Raw genomic sequence first — 16,930 nt, forward strand, 5'->3', positions numbered from 1 at the left:
ATCAATGGCTTACCCCGCTATTGACGCGGGGCTTTTATATGTGCGGATAGAGAGGAGAGGTGACAGATGCTTTTGAAGCCCTCATGCATGAAGAGAGGGCTTATGCAAATGATGGCAATTATACAGATAATTTTGCCAAAATCTCATCACTGACATCAAAATTTGCATAAACATTTTGCACATCATCATCTTCTTCTAATGTTGAAATTAGTCGTAAAACGGACAAAGCTTTTTCTTCATCTATTGGTGCAAGGGTGGTGGCTTTCCAAATCGTTTTAATCGATTCTGCTTCACCAAGTTTTGCTTCAAGTGTTTTGGAAACTTCACCAATATCTTCAAATGCGCAGGTAATATGATGTCCGGTTTCTTCTGATTGCACATCTTCGGCACCGGCTTCAATTGCTGCATCCATGATGTTATCGGCTGTTCCTGCTTCTGGCTTATAGATTATTTCACCAATCCGATTAAACATGAAACTGACCGATCCTGTTTCCCCTAAGGCTCCTCCTGATTTTGTGAAGGCGGCGCGCACATTTGAAGCGGTGCGGTTGCGGTTATCAGTTAAAGCTTCAACAATGACGGCAACGCCGCCTGGTCCATAGCCCTCATAGCGTACTTCATCATAATTTTCGACATCGGCGCCTGACGCTTTTTTAATCGCGCGTTCAATATTATCTTTCGGCATCGATTGTGCTTTGGCATTTTGAACAGCCAGCCTTAAACGTGGATTCATGGCTGGATCAGGAGCACCTTGTTTTGCTGCTACGGTAATTTCGCGCGCAAGCTTAGAAAATATTTTCGAGCGCATTGCATCTTGACGCCCTTTACGGTGCATAATATTTTTAAATTGTGAATGGCCTGCCATAGTTTTCCTTCCTATTTGAGGGCTTTCTTTCCAGTTGGATACTCTTTAGAATTTAAGACGATAAAGCACGCATCCCACCAGAATAAATGTGCCACAGCATGAGGTGAAATAATCGAATAAACCCTTTATAAGAAAATTCATCTTAAAGGTAAAGACACCTTAGTTGAGGATCATTACAAGAGAGATCTCTTGTCGTTGAGCAAAAATAACGCTATAACAGAATGTAATCTCATAGCAAAATGGTTTATTCCATGCCGCACTTTGTTTTAGGAGTGGTTGGAGAGACCTAAACATATAAAAAAGTTCCAGTGCTCTTGAGTGGGCGGTAACCTGCCTCATAGAAGAGGCGCAGAAGAGGATTTATAAAAATGGCAACGCAACTTTTGATGCCCAAAGCAACAGCTGTTTGGTTGGTTGATAATACAGCTCTTTCTTTTGATCAGATTGCAGAATTTTGTAAATTGCATGTCTTGGAAGTAAAAGCTATTGCCGATGGTGATGCGGCTTATGGTATTAAAGGTTTAGATCCGATTAGTTCTGGGCAATTGACGCGCAGTGAAATTGCACGGGTGGAGGCTGATCAAAACGCACGCTTGAAAATTTCTCAATCGAGGGTGCATATTCCTGAAAAAAAACGTAAAGGGGCGCGCTATATCCCTCTTTCTCGACGCCAAGATCGTCCCAATGGTATCCTATGGTTGGTGACGAACCATCCCGAGTTGAAAGATGCACAAATTGCACGGTTGATTGGGACAACAAAAGCGACAATTGAACAAATCCGCCTTAGAACCCATTGGAATAGTGCAAATTTGGTTCCTCTTGATCCTGTAGGGCTTGGTTTGTGTTCGCAAATCGATTTAGATTTTGAGCTCCAGCGTGCGGCGAAAAATCGCCCTGTTGCTGCAGAAGAAGATAGGTCGTTGCTTCCCGCTTCTGTGACGGAAAACGCTGCTCTAGAGGAAAATGAGAGCGAAGAAAATCTGCATAAGACTTTTGACGCTGATAAAGTTTTTGCAAAGCTGAACGCGCTGCAAAAAAATCGTCAAGATCAAGATCAAGATGATGCATAAAAAGCCATGACGCATAAGGGAAACATTTCTTATGGAAATGTTAGAGGAATGGCCAAAGAGAAGAAAAATTGGCAGAGACTCAAAAGTAAAAATGAGGACGAAAAAACAGAAAAAATTTCTTCTTCATTAGGAATTAACGGTTATTCTTAAAAATATTTTTAAGAATTGACCCTTCTTTACGAAATTCAAGGAGAAACGGACTATGCGCTCTACCAAAAAAACCATCTCTCATTCCTTAGCTATCCTCTTTCTTTTCTCACTATGCTTGGGTGGGTGTGGCAAAAAAAATGTTGGTGCACTTAACGGTATGAATGGCGCTTATATGAATGATGCTGGTTTGAATCAGATGTCACCAGGTTCAGGACAAGAATTTACGGTTAATGTGGGTGATCGCGTGTTTTTTGGTCTCGATTCTTCTTCACTTGATGCTGATGCTGAACGTATTTTAACGCGCCAAGCAGAATGGTTGCTTCATTATCCTTATTATTCTATTATGATCGAAGGTCATGCTGATGAGAGGGGAACACGTGAATATAACTTGGCACTTGGACAGCGCCGTGCTGTTGCTGTGCGAAACTATTTGGTGTCTCTTGGTGTGTCCGCACAACGGATTCAAACAATTTCTTACGGAAAAGAAAGACCTGTAGCAGTATGTGATGATATTTCCTGTTGGAATCAAAATCGACGTGCTGTGACAACGTTGAATGACATGAATAGTCATTAAAAAGAAGATTGTTTGTTTCAACTATTTAATAAGCTCTTAAGGGGAAAAAAGAATGTATCGTAAAATCAATTGGAAAACACTCTTTTATATGGGGGTTTTCATAGCTTGTTCTACTTCACTTGTTCAAAGTGCGGCACGAAAGGCTTCCGAATATCCTGCACATGATACGGATAAAGTTGATGCAGTTGATAAGGCAACTGATGACGTGAAGAAAGCACCTGAAGCAGCCGATAAAGCAGCATCTGATGCGGCGGAAAAAGCCACTGACGCTGTTGATAAGGCTGTCGATGCTGTGAAAGAAGCACCTGAAGCAGCTGATAAAGCAGCATCTGATGCAGCGGAAAAAGCCACTGACGCTGTTAATAAGGCTGTTGATGCTGTGAAGGAAGCACCTGAAGCAGCCGATAAAGCAGCATCTGATGTGATAGAAAAAGCCACTGACGCTGTTAATAAGGCTGTTGATGCTGTGAAGGAAGCACCTGAAGCAGCCGATAAAGCAGCATCTGATGCGGCGGAAAAAGCCACTGATGCTGTTGATAAGGCAACTGATGCTGTGAAGGAAGCACCTGAAGCAGCCGATAAAGCAGCATCTGATGCGGCGGAAAAAGCCACTGACGCTGTTGATAAGGCAACTGATGACGTGAAGAAAGCGCCTGAAGCAGCCGATAAAGCAGCATCTGATGCGGCAGAAAAAGCCACTGATGCAGTTGATAAGGCAACTGATGACGTGAAGAAAGCGCCTGAAGCAGCCGATAAAGCAGCATCTGATGCGGCAGAAAAAGCCACTGACGCTGTTGATAAGGCTATTGATGCTGTTAAAGAAGCACCTGAAGCAGCCGATAAAGCAGCATCTAGCGCGGTGGAAAAAGCCACTGACGCTGTTGATAAGGCTGTCGATGCTGTGAAAGAAGCACCTGAAGCAGCCGATAAAGCAGCATCTAGCGCGGCGGAAAAAGCCACTGACGCTGTTGATAAGGCTGTTGATGCAGTGAAGAAAGCACCTGAAGCAGCCGCTAGCGCGGTGGAAAAAGCCACTGACGCTGTTAATAAGGCTGTTGATGCTGTGAAGGAAGCGCCTGAAGCAGCTGATAAAGCAGCATCTGATGCAGCGGAAAAAGCCACTGACGCTGTTAATAAGGCTGTTGATGCTATGAAAGAAGCACCTGGAGCAGCCGATAAAGCAGCATCTAGCGCGGCGGAAAAAGCCACTGACGCTGTTAATAAGGCTGTTGATGCTATGAAGGAAGCACCTGAAGCAGCCGATAAAGCAGCATCTGATGTGATAGAAAAAGCTACTAGTGTTGCGGAGCACCAAGGGATTATTTTAGAGAATCAACAGGCTTTATTTAAAGATTATGATTTAGATAAGCTTTTGCATAAGATACGAATGGTGCTTGAGCATAACAGTCTAAAAAATGTTAACAAGCAGTTTCACGAGCTTTTTGATACAGAAGCCTCTTCTGTTTATTCTTGTTCTTTTGAAAAGTCTGCTGTAGATGAAAAATCTCAGACTGTAAAAGAAGAGATGGAGCAGGACCATAGTACAGGTGATCAGACAAAGGTTGCTGCTGTGGAAGCTAAGGTGGAGAGCCATGATCATGAAAACAGTCAACCTTTTAACAAAGCGCATGAAGTAAGTGCTCCAATTGAAGCACATCAGAGTGACAATCTTTCTTCTTCTAAAGCTTTGTATAAGGAAGGGTATGATTTTATTCGTTCTGCTAACTATGTTGATGCTGAAAAAAGCTTTTGCGCTTTTCAAAATCGTTACAAAAAAGATTCTTTGAGTGATGATGCTTTATTTTGGTTGGCCGAATCTTTGTTGGGGCAAAAACGCTATCATGAAGCAGCACAAGTTTATCTTACCGCATGGTATGCAGATAAAAAGAAGCTCTATACCTCCGAGATTTTACTGAAATTAGCAAGAAGTATGGTCGCTCTTGAGCCAAATAAAGACGATTGTGCTCATTTTGTGAAAAAATCAAAACGTCAACAAACATTAGCATCTGTTTTTTGTAAACCTGCAAAATAAACAGCGAGGTCGTTTTCGGTGTGCGTTAGACTGGCAAGAAATCTCTTTAAAACATCGGATTTTATTCAATGTCAGAAGTTGATTCTTGCCGTCTCAGGGGGAAGTGATTCTTTGGCTTTGATGTTTTTGGTCAAAGAGCATTTGGAAACTCTCGCATTTCCTCCAGAAATGCTTGTTGTCACGGTTGATCATCAATTGCGTAAAGAATCGATGCGTGAGGCAGAAACTGTTGCGAAAATTTGTCGTGTCCATGATATTCAACATATCACTGTGCGATGGGAAGGCGAAAAGCCAAAGACGCATATTGCTTCCAGCGCGCGTGTTGCACGCTATGATCTCTTGGTTAAAGAAGCACAAAAACAAGGCGCATCACTTATTATGACGGGGCATACACTCAATGATCAGGTTGAGACCTATCAAATGCGGTATCAACGTCTCCAAAAGAATAGAGGTGCTTTATATAGTGAAGCTGTTGCCATGCGCGATGAGGTTTATGCCAGTGGTTTTGCTGGTATTTTGCGCGGTGAAGCCGAGGGTATACGTGATGAGGATCATACCAGAAAAACAAGAAAAAATATTGCCGAAAAAAACTATGGTCCCCTCTATGAACGTGGTTTATCCTGTATTCCGCGTGAGGCGCTGTTGCATAGAAAAGTGCGTTTGATTCGGCCACTCCTTGGTGTAAAACGCCAAACATTACGGAATTATTTACGCTTACAAGGACAAACATGGATTGATGATCCAACCAATGAAGATCGCAATTTTGAACGTGTGCGCGTGCGTCAATCTCTTTCTCCACAAAAATTGGCTTATATTGCTCAAAAAATAAATGAAGCCGCATTGCAGCGTCGTCAACAAGCCAAAAATATTGCTGATTTGATCTTAGCACTGGATATTACTGTCCAACATGGATGTTGTTTCATAGCAAAGCCTGCGCTATTTTTACAGAAACATTCCAGTTTTCCTTTCGTGGTGGGGCTCTTTGCTGTGCTGATGGGAGGGGGATTTTATTTGCTCCCCAATCAGAAATTAAGCATGCTTGTTCAAAAACTCTGTCTCGATTCTCCAGAAAAGCGGCGTTTTACTTATGCGGGCTCTGTTATTGAATATAACAAGCAGGGAATTTCTTTGTGGCGTGAAGGGCGAAATATGAAAGAGGCTATTGTTGAGCCAGATAAAACTTTTATATGGGATGGGCGCTATCATATCACAAATCATGGATATGAGGCTATAAAGGTTGGAGCCGCAAATTTAGAACAGCTGAAATTTTTATTAAAAAATAGCGATTTTGAGCTTGAAAAGCCTCATTTTCCCTCTTTACAATCGCTGCTGATGATCTCAAATCATAAAGGGTATGATATTCCAGAGTTGATTTCTCAAGCAGTTGTTCATAAACATGTTATCGTCAAGCGGATTATGGCACCTTTCGATTGGCTTTCCTCACGAGAAGATGCAGCCTTGGTGAATGTTGTGGAACCTTTTTTTAATATTGAGGTGAAAAGATAAAGGAAAATTACTCTAAAAGAAAATAAACAGCTTCTCATCCCTTGGCAAGGGGCTGACAAGGTTATATGTTAAGGGGAACTGTTTGAAATCTATATTTGATTAAGTGGGCTGAATATGAATTCCAATTACCGCTCTCTCCTTATTTGGGGAGTTATTGCATTGATTTTGATTGTGTCGTTTTCTCTCTTTAATGGAGATAGCCAACGTTCTGGTGGTGGAGAAGTCTCCTATTCTGAATTTTTGCAAAAAGTTGAGAATAATGAGTTGAAATCTGTGACCATTCAAGGTCAAAAATTAACAGGAAAAACCATTGAACATAGAGCTATTTCAACCTATGCTCCTCGCGATCCAGGTTTGATACAAAAATTGGAAAGCAAAAACGTTAATGTTAAAGCTATTCCTGAAAGCTCTGGAAATAGCATTTTCCTCAATCTCCTCTTTTCCTTATTACCTGTTATTATTATCGTGGGGGCGTGGGTCTTTTTTATGCGGCAAATGCAAAATGGATCACGCGGTGCAATGGGATTTGGGAAATCGAAAGCAAGATTGCTTAATGAAGCGCAAGGACGTATTACCTTTAAAGATGTTGCTGGCGTTGAAGAAGCAAAGCAAGATCTTCAAGAAATTGTTGAATTTTTACGCGAACCACAAAAATTTCAACGCTTAGGGGGGCGTATCCCACGCGGTGTTTTGCTTGTTGGTCCTCCAGGAACCGGTAAAACTTTGCTAGCACGTTCTGTGGCCGGTGAAGCCAATGTGCCATTCTTTACCATTTCAGGGTCTGATTTTGTGGAAATGTTTGTTGGTGTTGGGGCAAGCCGTGTGCGCGATATGTTCGAACAGGCTAAAAAAAATGCACCTTGTATTATCTTTATTGATGAAATCGATGCTGTTGGGCGCCATAGGGGGGCTGGTCTTGGCGGTGGAAACGATGAACGTGAACAGACCTTAAACCAGTTGCTTGTCGAAATGGATGGGTTTGAGCCCAATGAAAGTATTATTCTTATTGCCGCAACAAACCGTCCCGATGTGCTTGATCCCGCTTTGTTAAGACCAGGGCGTTTCGACCGACAAGTTGTTGTGCCAAACCCTGATGTTTCTGGGCGTGAACAAATCTTGAAAGTGCATGTGCGCAACGTGCCTTTAGCGCCTAACGTTGATTTGAAAATTTTGGCAAGGGGAACACCAGGATTTTCCGGTGCAGACCTGATGAATCTGGTCAATGAAGCTGCTCTTATGGCTGCGAGCCGTAATAAAAGAGTTGTCACGATGCAAGAATTCGAAGATGCCAAAGATAAGGTGATGATGGGGGCTGAACGTCGTTCAACCGCTATGACACAAGAGGAAAAAGAACTCACTGCTTATCACGAAGCAGGACATGCTATTGTGGCTCTTAATGTGCCGGTTGCTGATCCTGTTCACAAAGCAACAATCGTTCCAAGGGGAAGAGCATTGGGAATGGTGATGCAATTGCCTGAAGGCGATCGCTATTCTATGAGTTATCGGTGGATGATTTCTCGTTTGGCTATTATGATGGGTGGACGTGTGGCTGAAGAATTAAAGTTTGGAAAGGAAAATATCACATCTGGTGCTTCTTCTGATATTGAACAAGCAACGAAATTAGCTCGCGCGATGATCACACGGTGGGGATTTTCTGATCTGCTTGGAAATGTAGCTTATGGCGATAACCAAGATGAAGTCTTTTTGGGTCATTCTGTTGCGCGAACACAAAATGTCTCTGAAGAAACAGCGCGCATGATTGATATGGAAGTGCGTAAGCTTATTGATGATGCCTATAAAAATGCGACAAACATTTTGAAAACAAAAAGAAAAGAATGGTTTGCTTTGGCACAAGGTTTGTTGGAATATGAGACTTTAACGGGAGCTGAAATTAACGAAGTTATTGCAGGAAAGCCTCCTTCACGCACACAGAAAGATGAGGGTGCTGCGCCACGGGGGGCTTCTGTTCCAAAAACTGGAACGGTCAGAGCAGAGATAACAGTGGTAGATGAAAAAAACGCTGAAGCAGCTCCTAAAACAGTGCTTCATAAAGAAGAGACAGATAAAGGCAAGGCAGGTAAAGCAGAGGCAGCTGTTGGGAAAAAAACAGCAAAATCCGGTAATGTTGAGCCTAAGGAGGCTCAGTCTAAAGAAGTGCAATCGGATGAGACTGAGAAAAAAGTACAAAGCACAAAAGGTACTACAAAATCAGTCAACCGCTCTAAAAGTAATGCTGAAAAGAAGTCCAATACTGCGGGACATGATAAAGAAAAATAAGAACTGTTTAATATCGCTTGAGTGACGATGTTTTAGGAAAACTTCTAAATTCTTTGAGAAAGGCGCAAGTTTTGTTTGCGCCTTTCTTGTAATATTTGCAAAAATATGGAAGCAAAAAATTAAGCAAAGCCGTTGTATGATGGCGGCTTTAGCATGCTACAAGGCGAGGTGGACTGTTGCTTTTCTAATGTGGTAGGGGGGTGTAAGGTTAGGCGATAGATTTCCTTGCTGATTTGGTAGGGTATGAGGTTTGGTGCTGGATTTCTTTACGGATTTAGCAAGGGTGTGAAATTATCCGTTGGTTGTGTTAAAGGAATGTATAGAGCATTTTGAGGAGATAATATTGCTTTTATGTGTAAGGGTGTAAACATAATTGCTTGAGAGTAGTTTAGATGTGTAGATGGTGAATAGGGGGCTTGATTGTCTAAATGCATGAAGGTTTAAGATCAATGATCTGATTTTATACGGGGAGAGGAGGACTATTGTACCAAGGGGGCTTGTTAGGGTTTTAAGGAAAAGCCAAGGGAAGAATTATATATTAAAGGAAAGAGGCATGGTGCAAAAATATTTTGGTACAGATGGAATTCGGGGGAAAGCCAATTCATTTCCTATGACACCCGATTTTGCCATGAAGGTGGGGATGGCTGTAGGGGTTTTATTTCGCTCACAACATCAATCTCATCGTGTGGTGATTGGCAAGGATACACGATTATCGGGCTATATGTTGGAAAACGCTTTGGTTTCAGGATTGACTGCTGCGGGGATGGAAGCTTTTTTATTGGGGCCAGTGCCAACGCCTGCTGTTGCAATGCTTTGCCGCTCTTTGCGCGCGGATCTTGGGGTGATGATTTCTGCTTCTCATAATCCGTTCTATGATAATGGAATTAAACTTTTTGGTCCTGATGGTTTTAAGCTTTCAGATGATATGGAAGCGAAAATTGAACAATTGATCGATACAGATCTTTCAAAGTCTTTAGCAAGTTCTGCCGAAATTGGTTATGCAAAACGGGTTGAGGGAGATATTTATCGTTATATTGAATATGCCAAACGAACTTTGCCGCGTGATGTTCGCTTAGATACTGTGCGTATTGTTGTGGATTGTGCCAATGGGGCTACTTATAAAGCGGCTCCCCGTGCTTTATGGGAATTGGGGGCTGAGGTTTTTGCTATTCATGATGAGCCCAATGGGACCAATATTAATCAAAAATGTGGATCAACCGATTTAAGCTCTTTAAAACGAAAAGTGCATGAAGTGCGTGCTGATGTGGGGATTGCTCTTGATGGAGATGGAGATCGGGTTCTCATTGTTGATGAAAAAGCACAAACGGTTGATGGAGATCAGTTAATTGCTGTAATTGCTGAAAATTGGCATAAAATGGGACGATTACGGTGCAATGGTGTTGTCACAACGATTATGTCAAATCTTGGACTAGAGCGTTTCTTGAATAGCAAAGGGTTGCACCTTGTAAGGACAAAAGTTGGAGATCGTTATGTTGTCGATGCCATGCGCCAAAAGGGATATAATGTTGGTGGTGAGGCTTCTGGCCATATCGTGCTTAGTGATTTTGGTACCACGGGTGATGGCTTGGTGGCTGCATTGCAGATTTTAGCCTGTATGAAGGAAAGTCAAAGCCCTATGAGCCAATTGTGTAAACGGTTTGAACCTGTACCGCAAATTTTAAAAAATGTAACGATTAAAAATAAAAATGTCTTGAAAAAAAATCCCGTCAAAGCGGCCATTGATCAAGCAGAGAAGCGGTTGGGAAAAGAGGCACGGCTGGTGATCCGCGCTTCTGGAACGGAGCCGGTTATCCGCCTTATGGCTGAAGGCGATGCACGAGAAGTATTGGACACTGTCGTGACAGAGTTGATGGATGTTATTATTCATCATGATGTACGCATGGGGACTGCACTTGAGGAATCTTGAATTTTTTGAGAAAATTATCAGATCATCTTTGAATAAAGGTCTGATTTTAATGCGGGATTTTGGCAATTACAAAAGGTATGATTATTAACTCTGTTAGTGATGTAATAACGGTAATGGATACTCTATCTACGAACAAATTAAATAAAAAAGGGAAAAGTCTAATTCTAATAACTACAATGCGTATAGATTTCTCTATAGTTCGTAAAATATGAAAAATATGCCTTTTTTTGATTTTCCTTTTTCTTTTACTTATTCGTAAACCGGTTATTAGTTTAACAGAGTTTGTAGGGGGTTATTAGTGTTATTCATTCTTTTTACTCGATATACAGCGGGTGCAGCGCCCCATGAACATCAAACAGCAATGGTCATTGTGGTTATATCATCTTGATGTTTCTAAGTGCCGCTGCCAATTGGAGATATGATACGCTCCTATTACGTTTAGCTCCTCCTAATTATGAACTTATACTTTTCCAATAATTAGTAGAATAATGAGAAAGAGATGAGAATGATCGATTTTTTCACGACAGTTCTAATGTTTATAAAGTAAAAAAGCCATGTGATGTAAAAATAATGAACATTTTTTGGATCTTGGAAGGGTACACTCTATATTCATTTACAATTTTAAGATTTAAACATAAAAGGATTGAAGCCTTCTATAATACTGGTACGACTGAAGGGATTAGAACCGCCCATGCTCAAAAATTAAAGCGTATTCTAGGTGCTTTTGAAGTAGATGTATCGCCAAAAGATTTGAGTTATCCGTCCTTTTAATTACATCTGCTAAAGGGCGATTTCAAGGATTATTAGTCAATTACTGTAAAGGGAAATTGTCGCGTAATATTTCGCTTTGATAGCATAGATGTCGAAATGTTTGATTATCTGGATTATCATCAAAAAGCAGGTCTAAACAATGATGAAGAATCCTTCACATCCCGGTGAATTATTGCGTGAAGATGTGATCAAAGAGCTTGGTTTATCCTTTAATGAAGCAGCAGAGTGGCTTGGTATATCTCGTGTAGCACTTTCTAGAGTTTTAAATGAAAAAGCCGCTATGAGTGCTAATCTTGCTATTAGGCTTGAAATGGCTGGTGTAAGCACAGCACGTGCTTGGCTTACTATGCAAACAAATTATGATCTATCAAAAAAAATCCTTAACAACAGTCCCATGATCAAAATTGCATAAAAGAGTTTCAAATGGCAGTTAAGTTTTTGCAATAGAGACGTATACAAGAGCTAAATCATGCGTATGAGCGTACAAGGTCAAAAGATGTAACGCGGGTAAGACAAGGAATAAAATCTTGTTTCTATAGTCTGTTTGGCTATAATAAATATAAGCAAAGGAGGGTTTTAATATGTTGAGTGAAGAGGAAATTAAGCTGCGTCGCCTCTATGCTGAAAATGCATTGGCAAGCCAACGTTTAGAGGGATTAGAGCCAGATCCAAAAGTCGTTGAGCAAATGGAACGTGTTATTATTGGAGAGTTTGAAACAAGTGATATCCTCAAAGATTATATGGAGAGGGTAAAACGTGGAGAAGTATAAGGGGAGCGGCGATTCTTATACTGATCCTGAAACTGGTGTGATGTATAATCGGTTTGGTATTAAAGACAAAGCCACGCTGCAACGTGTAGAATCTACGATTTCTTATGTGAAATCTTTCGAATTTGTACATACTCCTATTGGTGGTAAGTTTGATCTGGATTACATGAAAGAGATTCATAGAAGACCGTTTGGCGACATATATGAATGGGCGGGACAAGTTCGTTTAGTGGATATTGCCAAAGGCAATAGTATGTTTGCTAGTTATAATCAGATTGAAAGTTATGCACCGAAGATTACAAAAAAGCTTGCAAAAGAACAGTATCTGCGTGGTCTTGGTGCTTATGACTTTAGCCAAAGGGCTGGATATTACATGGGCGAGTTGAATGCGTTGCATCCGTTTCGAGAGGGGAATGGGCGTACTCAGCGCGAATTTATGGTGCAACTTGCTCGTGAAGCTGGTTATCATATCAACTGGAAGGGTATTGAGCGACAAGAAATGACACGTGCGTCAATTGAAGCACATTTTGGTAATTCAGAATATCTGTCTGCACTCATCTATAAGAACCTTACCAAGTTTACAGAAAATAAAAGGGATGATGTTTCTCAAGGTATTGGCAAAAATATTGCTTTTTGCGTTGATCTTAATAAAGAGTGCTTGGAACAACAAAAAGAGAAGATTGAAACTCCTTGGGATAGAGAAAAGACAAGTTTTGCTAAACGTCAAAAAGAAGAACTTGAGCAATTACAAAATGATTTGAATGTTGCATCAAAAACAACGGAAAAAGCCCCATACCTTGCGGCTTATACGGATAACTCTAATCTAGAACAGAAGGTGCTAAGCGCTCTTAGGAATGAAAAATCTTATGTTAATATGTTTAAGGAGTTAAACAGTCGTTTAGCATTTATTTATAGAGATCCACAAGAGGCTGCGTTTAGGATTGAGCAAACGATTTTAGCAGGTAAAGGCGATAAACTCTCTGATATTTTGGATAGGGCACCTGATAGAGCAGGCGAACTGCGTGGGTCAGATCGTTTTATCGATAAATTGAAGGCTACAGGAAAAGAACGAAAAGAAGCGCTTTATCATGTTCCTCGTGCACTTTCTTCTATTGAAAAGCTTCAATCCTTTTATAAGAATTCTTATGAGATACATATGGATAGTGTTACACGGGAGCGTGAACAGTTAAAAGTTGAAGTCCCCTCGCTTTCACAAGAAGCAGTGACTTTTATGAAAAATGTTGAAGCTGGTTGTGATAGTTATTCAAAGATACCAGAGCAGGTTGGTGAAGAATTTTTAAAGCTGAAAAGTGCTTTAGATAAACGTTTTGGACAGGATGCTATTCATAAACAAGACTTTGACTTGTCAAAAGCAATCACGCCAAATCAGCCTCAAGATAAAAAGCTTGTGAAAGAGCTTCAAACAGCAGTTAAAGTTTTGCAACAGATACATACGAAAGAGCTAAATAATGTGATAGCGCAAACAATGTCAAAAGAAATTACACGATAAAGAAATTTAGAACATTAGAAACTTGTTATAATAACTCATTTGAGCCATACATAAGAAGGTAACTAAAGGAGGTTTACTATGGGCATAGCCGTAGATTCAAAAGATGTTATTCGAGCAAATATAGATAAGAAGTTGAAAAAAGAAGCCGGTGAAATATTAGCAAGTTTAGGACTTACGGTGTCTGATTTCATACGAATTTCCTTAGCTAAAGTTGTTGATGAAAGAGGATTGCCGTTTGATATGTCTATTTCTAATGCGAAAACGCTTAAAATTTTTGAAAAGAATGCAAAAGGATAAGATGTATACTTTGCGAAAGATATGAATGAGTTATTTAAGTCATTTCGACAGTTTTTAAAAAGCATCACGGCGTTTGAAGGGGTCGTAATAGATTTCTGTTACACGAAATTTTCCTTCGAGGCGTTTACATTGGATGATGACATCTATCATCGAGATTAATAAGCCGCGGATATCATCGCGTGCTAAATTACCACCACCGTCACTTTCTTTGACTAAAAGGGTCATTTGTTCAAAGGCTGCAAGGGCTGTTGAGGCGTGGACGGTGGTAATGGAGCCGGGGTGACCAGAATTAACATTACGGATATAGTAAAAGGCTGTACCATCACGCAGCTCTTGTAGAAGGATTCTGTCGGGGCGCATGCGTAATCCTGATTCAAGCAGTTCTTTTGCGCCTGCTTTTGCTAAGCCTTGGTTATCTTTTGAATAAAAGAGCTGCACTTTGTTGGCGTGCGGAACGACAAGTTCTGGCGTGTCTTCAATGGTGAGAATTCGTTCATAGTCAGGGATTTTTGCAATCAAAGCTTTGGAGAGGGTTGTTTTACCAGAACCGGTTTTGCCCGATATTAAGATATTTTGTTGTGTAATAACGGCTCTTTCTAAAAAGTTGCAAAAGTCTTTGGCGATAAAGAGATCTGTTAGCTCTTTGTCTGTATCAGAGAGTTCGGATAATCGTTCTGTCATTTGTTGCGTGGGTGTGAAACTGGTGTTTTGGGCGACAGAAAACAGATTGTTTTCATGTAAACTTTCAAGAGAAAAAGTGCGTGATGAAGGTTTACGAATGGTCATGCTAATGGTATTGGCTGCAACAGCTGGAGGCATAACAATTTGTATGCGTTCGTTGTTTGGCAGTGTTGCGGAGAGAACGGGGTTTTCTACACTGATTTTTTGTGTTGTGTAGGCAGCAACAACTTTTGCAATCCCTTCTAGTTCGCTGTAGGTTAGCTCTTTTAAGATGTGGGTTTGCCAACCATTGGGACCCTCAACGATTACTTCGCCAGGGCGATTGATGACAATTTCAAATAAATTGTCATCATTGAGGAAGTCATCTAAGATCTTTAATTTTGTTAAAACGATGGAGGCGCGTTCTGCATTTTTTGCTGATGGCATAATGTGACTTTATTGGCTTAATGAAAAAAGGAATAGCTGGGAGTAGAGCGGTTTCTTTTGCTCTTTACGACTAGTTTATAGACAGAGGAAAAATCGAGATCTTTTGCTACAAAGATGTTGACCAGTTCGCCTTGAAATTTTTCTAGGGTAGGAGGGATGTTGATTTGATTTTCAAGAGCAATACTGGCGGCCTCTTTTCCAGTGTTGTTTGCGCCTTCAAAACCGCCGCCTCCAGAGTTGTTTGAACCTTCTTTATTGGAATTGCCTACTATTTTATTTGTTAAAACTGTTGTGGCACCATCAATAACGGTGAGTAAAAGGGAAGAGCCAAAGCGTTCCCACCAATGGGTGTTGATGTTGCCATCAAAACCAGCTCTTCCTAAACTGTCTGTTGCGGGTGAGGCAAGGTCGATGATGACACCGGTTGGGGTTTTTGCTCTTGTCCAGAGTACAAAGAGGCGAGATTGACCTTGTTTTATCCCTCCGCGGTATTCGCCAATCACTTGGGTTCCTTTATCAAGCAAAACAACGCGCCCATTGTCAGAGAGGATATCACGGTTGATGATGCAGCTTGCAAAGCCTGGTTGCTCACTGTTTAATGCGGTTTCTAAGATACAGGGAATAGAGGTTCCCATGGCGATGATAAAGTTTCTATTGCCGATGAGTTTTGCTTTTGCTTTTGCTTCTTCTGTTGTGGTCGGTTTTAATAGGGTTGCAAAATTTTGTGTGTCTTGAAGGGCAGGAGAATTTTGCGCATTCGCGAGATTTTCAAGGGCATGGAGTTTGTCAAAGGGGTTTAGAGTGGTGTTGACGATGTCTTTTAATTGAGATTTAGAGCCTTTGGCAAAAGCTAAAACAGGGGCACGTCTTGCGGCATCAAGTAGTGGGTCATCTTTTTTGGGTTCTTGTGCGAGTGGTTGTGGGGGTGGTAAGGTTATTGGTGCTATGTTTGCACGCGGGTCAGAGGGGGCGAGCTCTAAAGGAGCGAGGGAATTGTGAAAGCTTTTTTCTTGTTTTTTATGAGCTTTTGCGGTGTCTTTTTGTTCTGTGGGGGAGGATAAGATGTTCCAGAGCACATAGCCGCAGATTCCTATACAGGCTATTGCGACAACTATTTTTTTGCCAGCGGTTTTGGCGCTATTGTTTTTGCCATCCCCAATAGATCCGCGATCTTCGATGATTGGTTTATCACTCATGTGTTGTCCCCTTCAATTCCCGCTTATTTAAAGATCTGATGCAACTTTACGTTCAACAGATGGTGAGGTTGTTCCGGTATTTGGATTTGTGCCTTTTGGTTGATAGGCTTCGTTAAAGACGCATAGGACGTTTTTTCCCTGTCTTAGGGTGAAGCGTGCGCTAATGGCATGGACTATCACCATGTTGCCTCTTGTGGTTTTGGGAACCAGCGATTCTGTACCGTCATTGCTGACAATGTAAATGGCAGGGATTTCTTGGTTGTCTGGAAATGTAAATGTTGTGGTTTTGCCATTGTCATAAACGGAGGAGGGTTCGAGCACGCTCGATCCTTGAGCGGTGTAAGCCCAATTGCGTGGTCCATAGGTTTCAGAAGCGTTGAAGACATTATCGATACGCTGGGCTTGTTGTTTTTCTTGTCGCATAAGGGCTGCGAGTCTTCTTTGTTCTGCTTCTTCTTGTGGGTAGCGAAATTTCACAAGGAAATATGTTTCTTGTCCAGATGAAATTTCCCCATCTTTGACCATGAGTTCAAATTGATAGGAGCGCTTTGAGCCATCAAGCTTTGTGGTGACGACTTGGAGATTGGTAATGGGTTGGACTTCCCGCGCTTTAAGGAAAAGAATATTGCCAGCGGGAGCGACTTCCCATGCAACGCTGTTGCCAATTGCCACATGGGCAATTTCTTCATTGGGAGAAAATTCTATTTGTACCGATGAGCGTATGGAGCCAATAATTTTTGTGACATTATAGGCATCATAGTTGATAAAGCGAATGCGGCTATCGCTTGGCGCGCGGGTGGGAAAAATACTGGCATGGCTAGGCGTTAAAGAAAGGGTAATAGCGATGTTAAGAATGAGAAAAAGAATTTTTTTTGTCATGA

14 protein-coding genes are annotated in these 16,930 nt (G+C 41.3%); 10 read left to right on the top strand and 4 right to left on the bottom strand.

Annotation, left to right across the window (positions count from 1 at the left end; all coding sequences use genetic code 11):
- Nucleotides 1–118: 118 nt before the first annotated feature.
- Entirely contained in the window at nucleotides 119–865 is a 747-nt protein-coding gene (locus ACFIQC_RS05740; RefSeq protein ID WP_254492472.1) for a YebC/PmpR family DNA-binding transcriptional regulator, read from the bottom strand.
- Between the two features lie 368 nt (nucleotides 866–1,233).
- Between ACFIQC_RS05740 and ACFIQC_RS05745 the strand changes: the two genes are divergently transcribed.
- The 10 genes from ACFIQC_RS05745 to ACFIQC_RS05790 all read left to right on the top strand — a co-directional run bounded on the left by ACFIQC_RS05745 (nucleotide 1,234) and on the right by ACFIQC_RS05790 (nucleotide 13,746).
- Nucleotides 1,234–1,935 (top strand): DUF1013 domain-containing protein, encoded by a 702-nt coding sequence (locus ACFIQC_RS05745; RefSeq protein WP_375610271.1) that lies wholly within the window; start codon nucleotides 1,234–1,236, stop codon nucleotides 1,933–1,935.
- A 202-nt stretch (nucleotides 1,936–2,137) separates the two neighbouring features.
- Nucleotides 2,138–2,659 carry a peptidoglycan-associated lipoprotein Pal gene (gene pal, locus ACFIQC_RS05750; protein ID WP_273790460.1) on the top strand — a complete coding sequence of 174 codons (522 nt, stop codon included), beginning with the start codon at nucleotides 2,138–2,140 and terminating at the stop codon, nucleotides 2,657–2,659.
- 52 nt (nucleotides 2,660–2,711) lie between these two features.
- Nucleotides 2,712–4,691: a tol-pal system protein gene (locus ACFIQC_RS05755; RefSeq protein ID WP_375706853.1), complete on the top strand. Its 1,980-nt coding sequence runs from the start codon at nucleotides 2,712–2,714 to the stop codon at nucleotides 4,689–4,691.
- An 18-nt stretch (nucleotides 4,692–4,709) separates the two neighbouring features.
- Entirely contained in the window at nucleotides 4,710–6,197 is a 1,488-nt protein-coding gene (gene tilS / locus ACFIQC_RS05760; protein ID WP_375706854.1) for a tRNA lysidine(34) synthetase TilS, read from the top strand.
- 114 nt (nucleotides 6,198–6,311) lie between these two features.
- A complete protein-coding gene (gene ftsH / locus ACFIQC_RS05765; protein ID WP_375706855.1) occupies nucleotides 6,312–8,474 on the top strand; it encodes an ATP-dependent zinc metalloprotease FtsH in 2,163 nt (720 codons plus the stop codon).
- Nucleotides 8,475–9,027: 553 nt separating this feature from the next.
- Nucleotides 9,028–10,401: a phosphoglucosamine mutase gene (gene glmM / locus ACFIQC_RS05770; RefSeq protein WP_375611769.1), complete on the top strand. Its 1,374-nt coding sequence runs from the start codon at nucleotides 9,028–9,030 to the stop codon at nucleotides 10,399–10,401.
- Between the two features lie 910 nt (nucleotides 10,402–11,311).
- Entirely contained in the window at nucleotides 11,312–11,584 is a 273-nt protein-coding gene (locus ACFIQC_RS05775) for a HigA family addiction module antitoxin (protein ID WP_375706856.1), read from the top strand.
- A 169-nt stretch (nucleotides 11,585–11,753) separates the two neighbouring features.
- Nucleotides 11,754–11,942, top strand: a complete 189-nt coding sequence (locus ACFIQC_RS05780; protein ID WP_375632029.1) for an antitoxin VbhA family protein — start codon at nucleotides 11,754–11,756, stop codon at nucleotides 11,940–11,942.
- On the top strand, nucleotides 11,929–13,449 hold the full coding sequence (vbhT, locus tag ACFIQC_RS05785; protein ID WP_375706857.1) for a type II toxin-antitoxin system protein adenylyltransferase VbhT: 1,521 nt from the start codon (nucleotides 11,929–11,931) through the stop codon (nucleotides 13,447–13,449). Before ACFIQC_RS05780 ends, vbhT begins: the two co-directional genes overlap by 14 nt.
- A gap of 78 nt (nucleotides 13,450–13,527) precedes the next feature.
- The gene (locus ACFIQC_RS05790; RefSeq protein WP_375652724.1) at nucleotides 13,528–13,746 is read left to right on the top strand and encodes a type II toxin-antitoxin system RelB/DinJ family antitoxin; all 219 of its coding nucleotides are present in this window, start codon (nucleotides 13,528–13,530) and stop codon (nucleotides 13,744–13,746) included.
- A 54-nt stretch (nucleotides 13,747–13,800) separates the two neighbouring features.
- Here ACFIQC_RS05790 and virB11 read toward each other — a convergent pair whose 3' ends face one another.
- The 3 genes from virB11 to virB9 are packed head-to-tail and all read right to left on the bottom strand — an operon-like array spanning nucleotide 13,801 to nucleotide 16,928.
- Nucleotides 13,801–14,853 (bottom strand): P-type DNA transfer ATPase VirB11, encoded by a 1,053-nt coding sequence (gene virB11 / locus ACFIQC_RS05795; RefSeq protein WP_375644464.1) that lies wholly within the window; start codon nucleotides 14,851–14,853, stop codon nucleotides 13,801–13,803.
- 17 nt (nucleotides 14,854–14,870) lie between these two features.
- Entirely contained in the window at nucleotides 14,871–16,049 is a 1,179-nt protein-coding gene (gene virB10, locus ACFIQC_RS05800; protein ID WP_375632022.1) for a type IV secretion system protein VirB10, read from the bottom strand.
- 27 nt (nucleotides 16,050–16,076) lie between these two features.
- Nucleotides 16,077–16,928 carry a P-type conjugative transfer protein VirB9 gene (gene virB9, locus ACFIQC_RS05805; protein ID WP_375620970.1) on the bottom strand — a complete coding sequence of 284 codons (852 nt, stop codon included), beginning with the start codon at nucleotides 16,926–16,928 and terminating at the stop codon, nucleotides 16,077–16,079.
- Nucleotides 16,929–16,930 lie beyond the last annotated feature (2 nt).

It is taken from the genome of Bartonella sp. AA126HLJHH (assembly GCF_042197425.1).
Lineage (GTDB): Bacteria > Pseudomonadota > Alphaproteobacteria > Rhizobiales > Rhizobiaceae > Bartonella.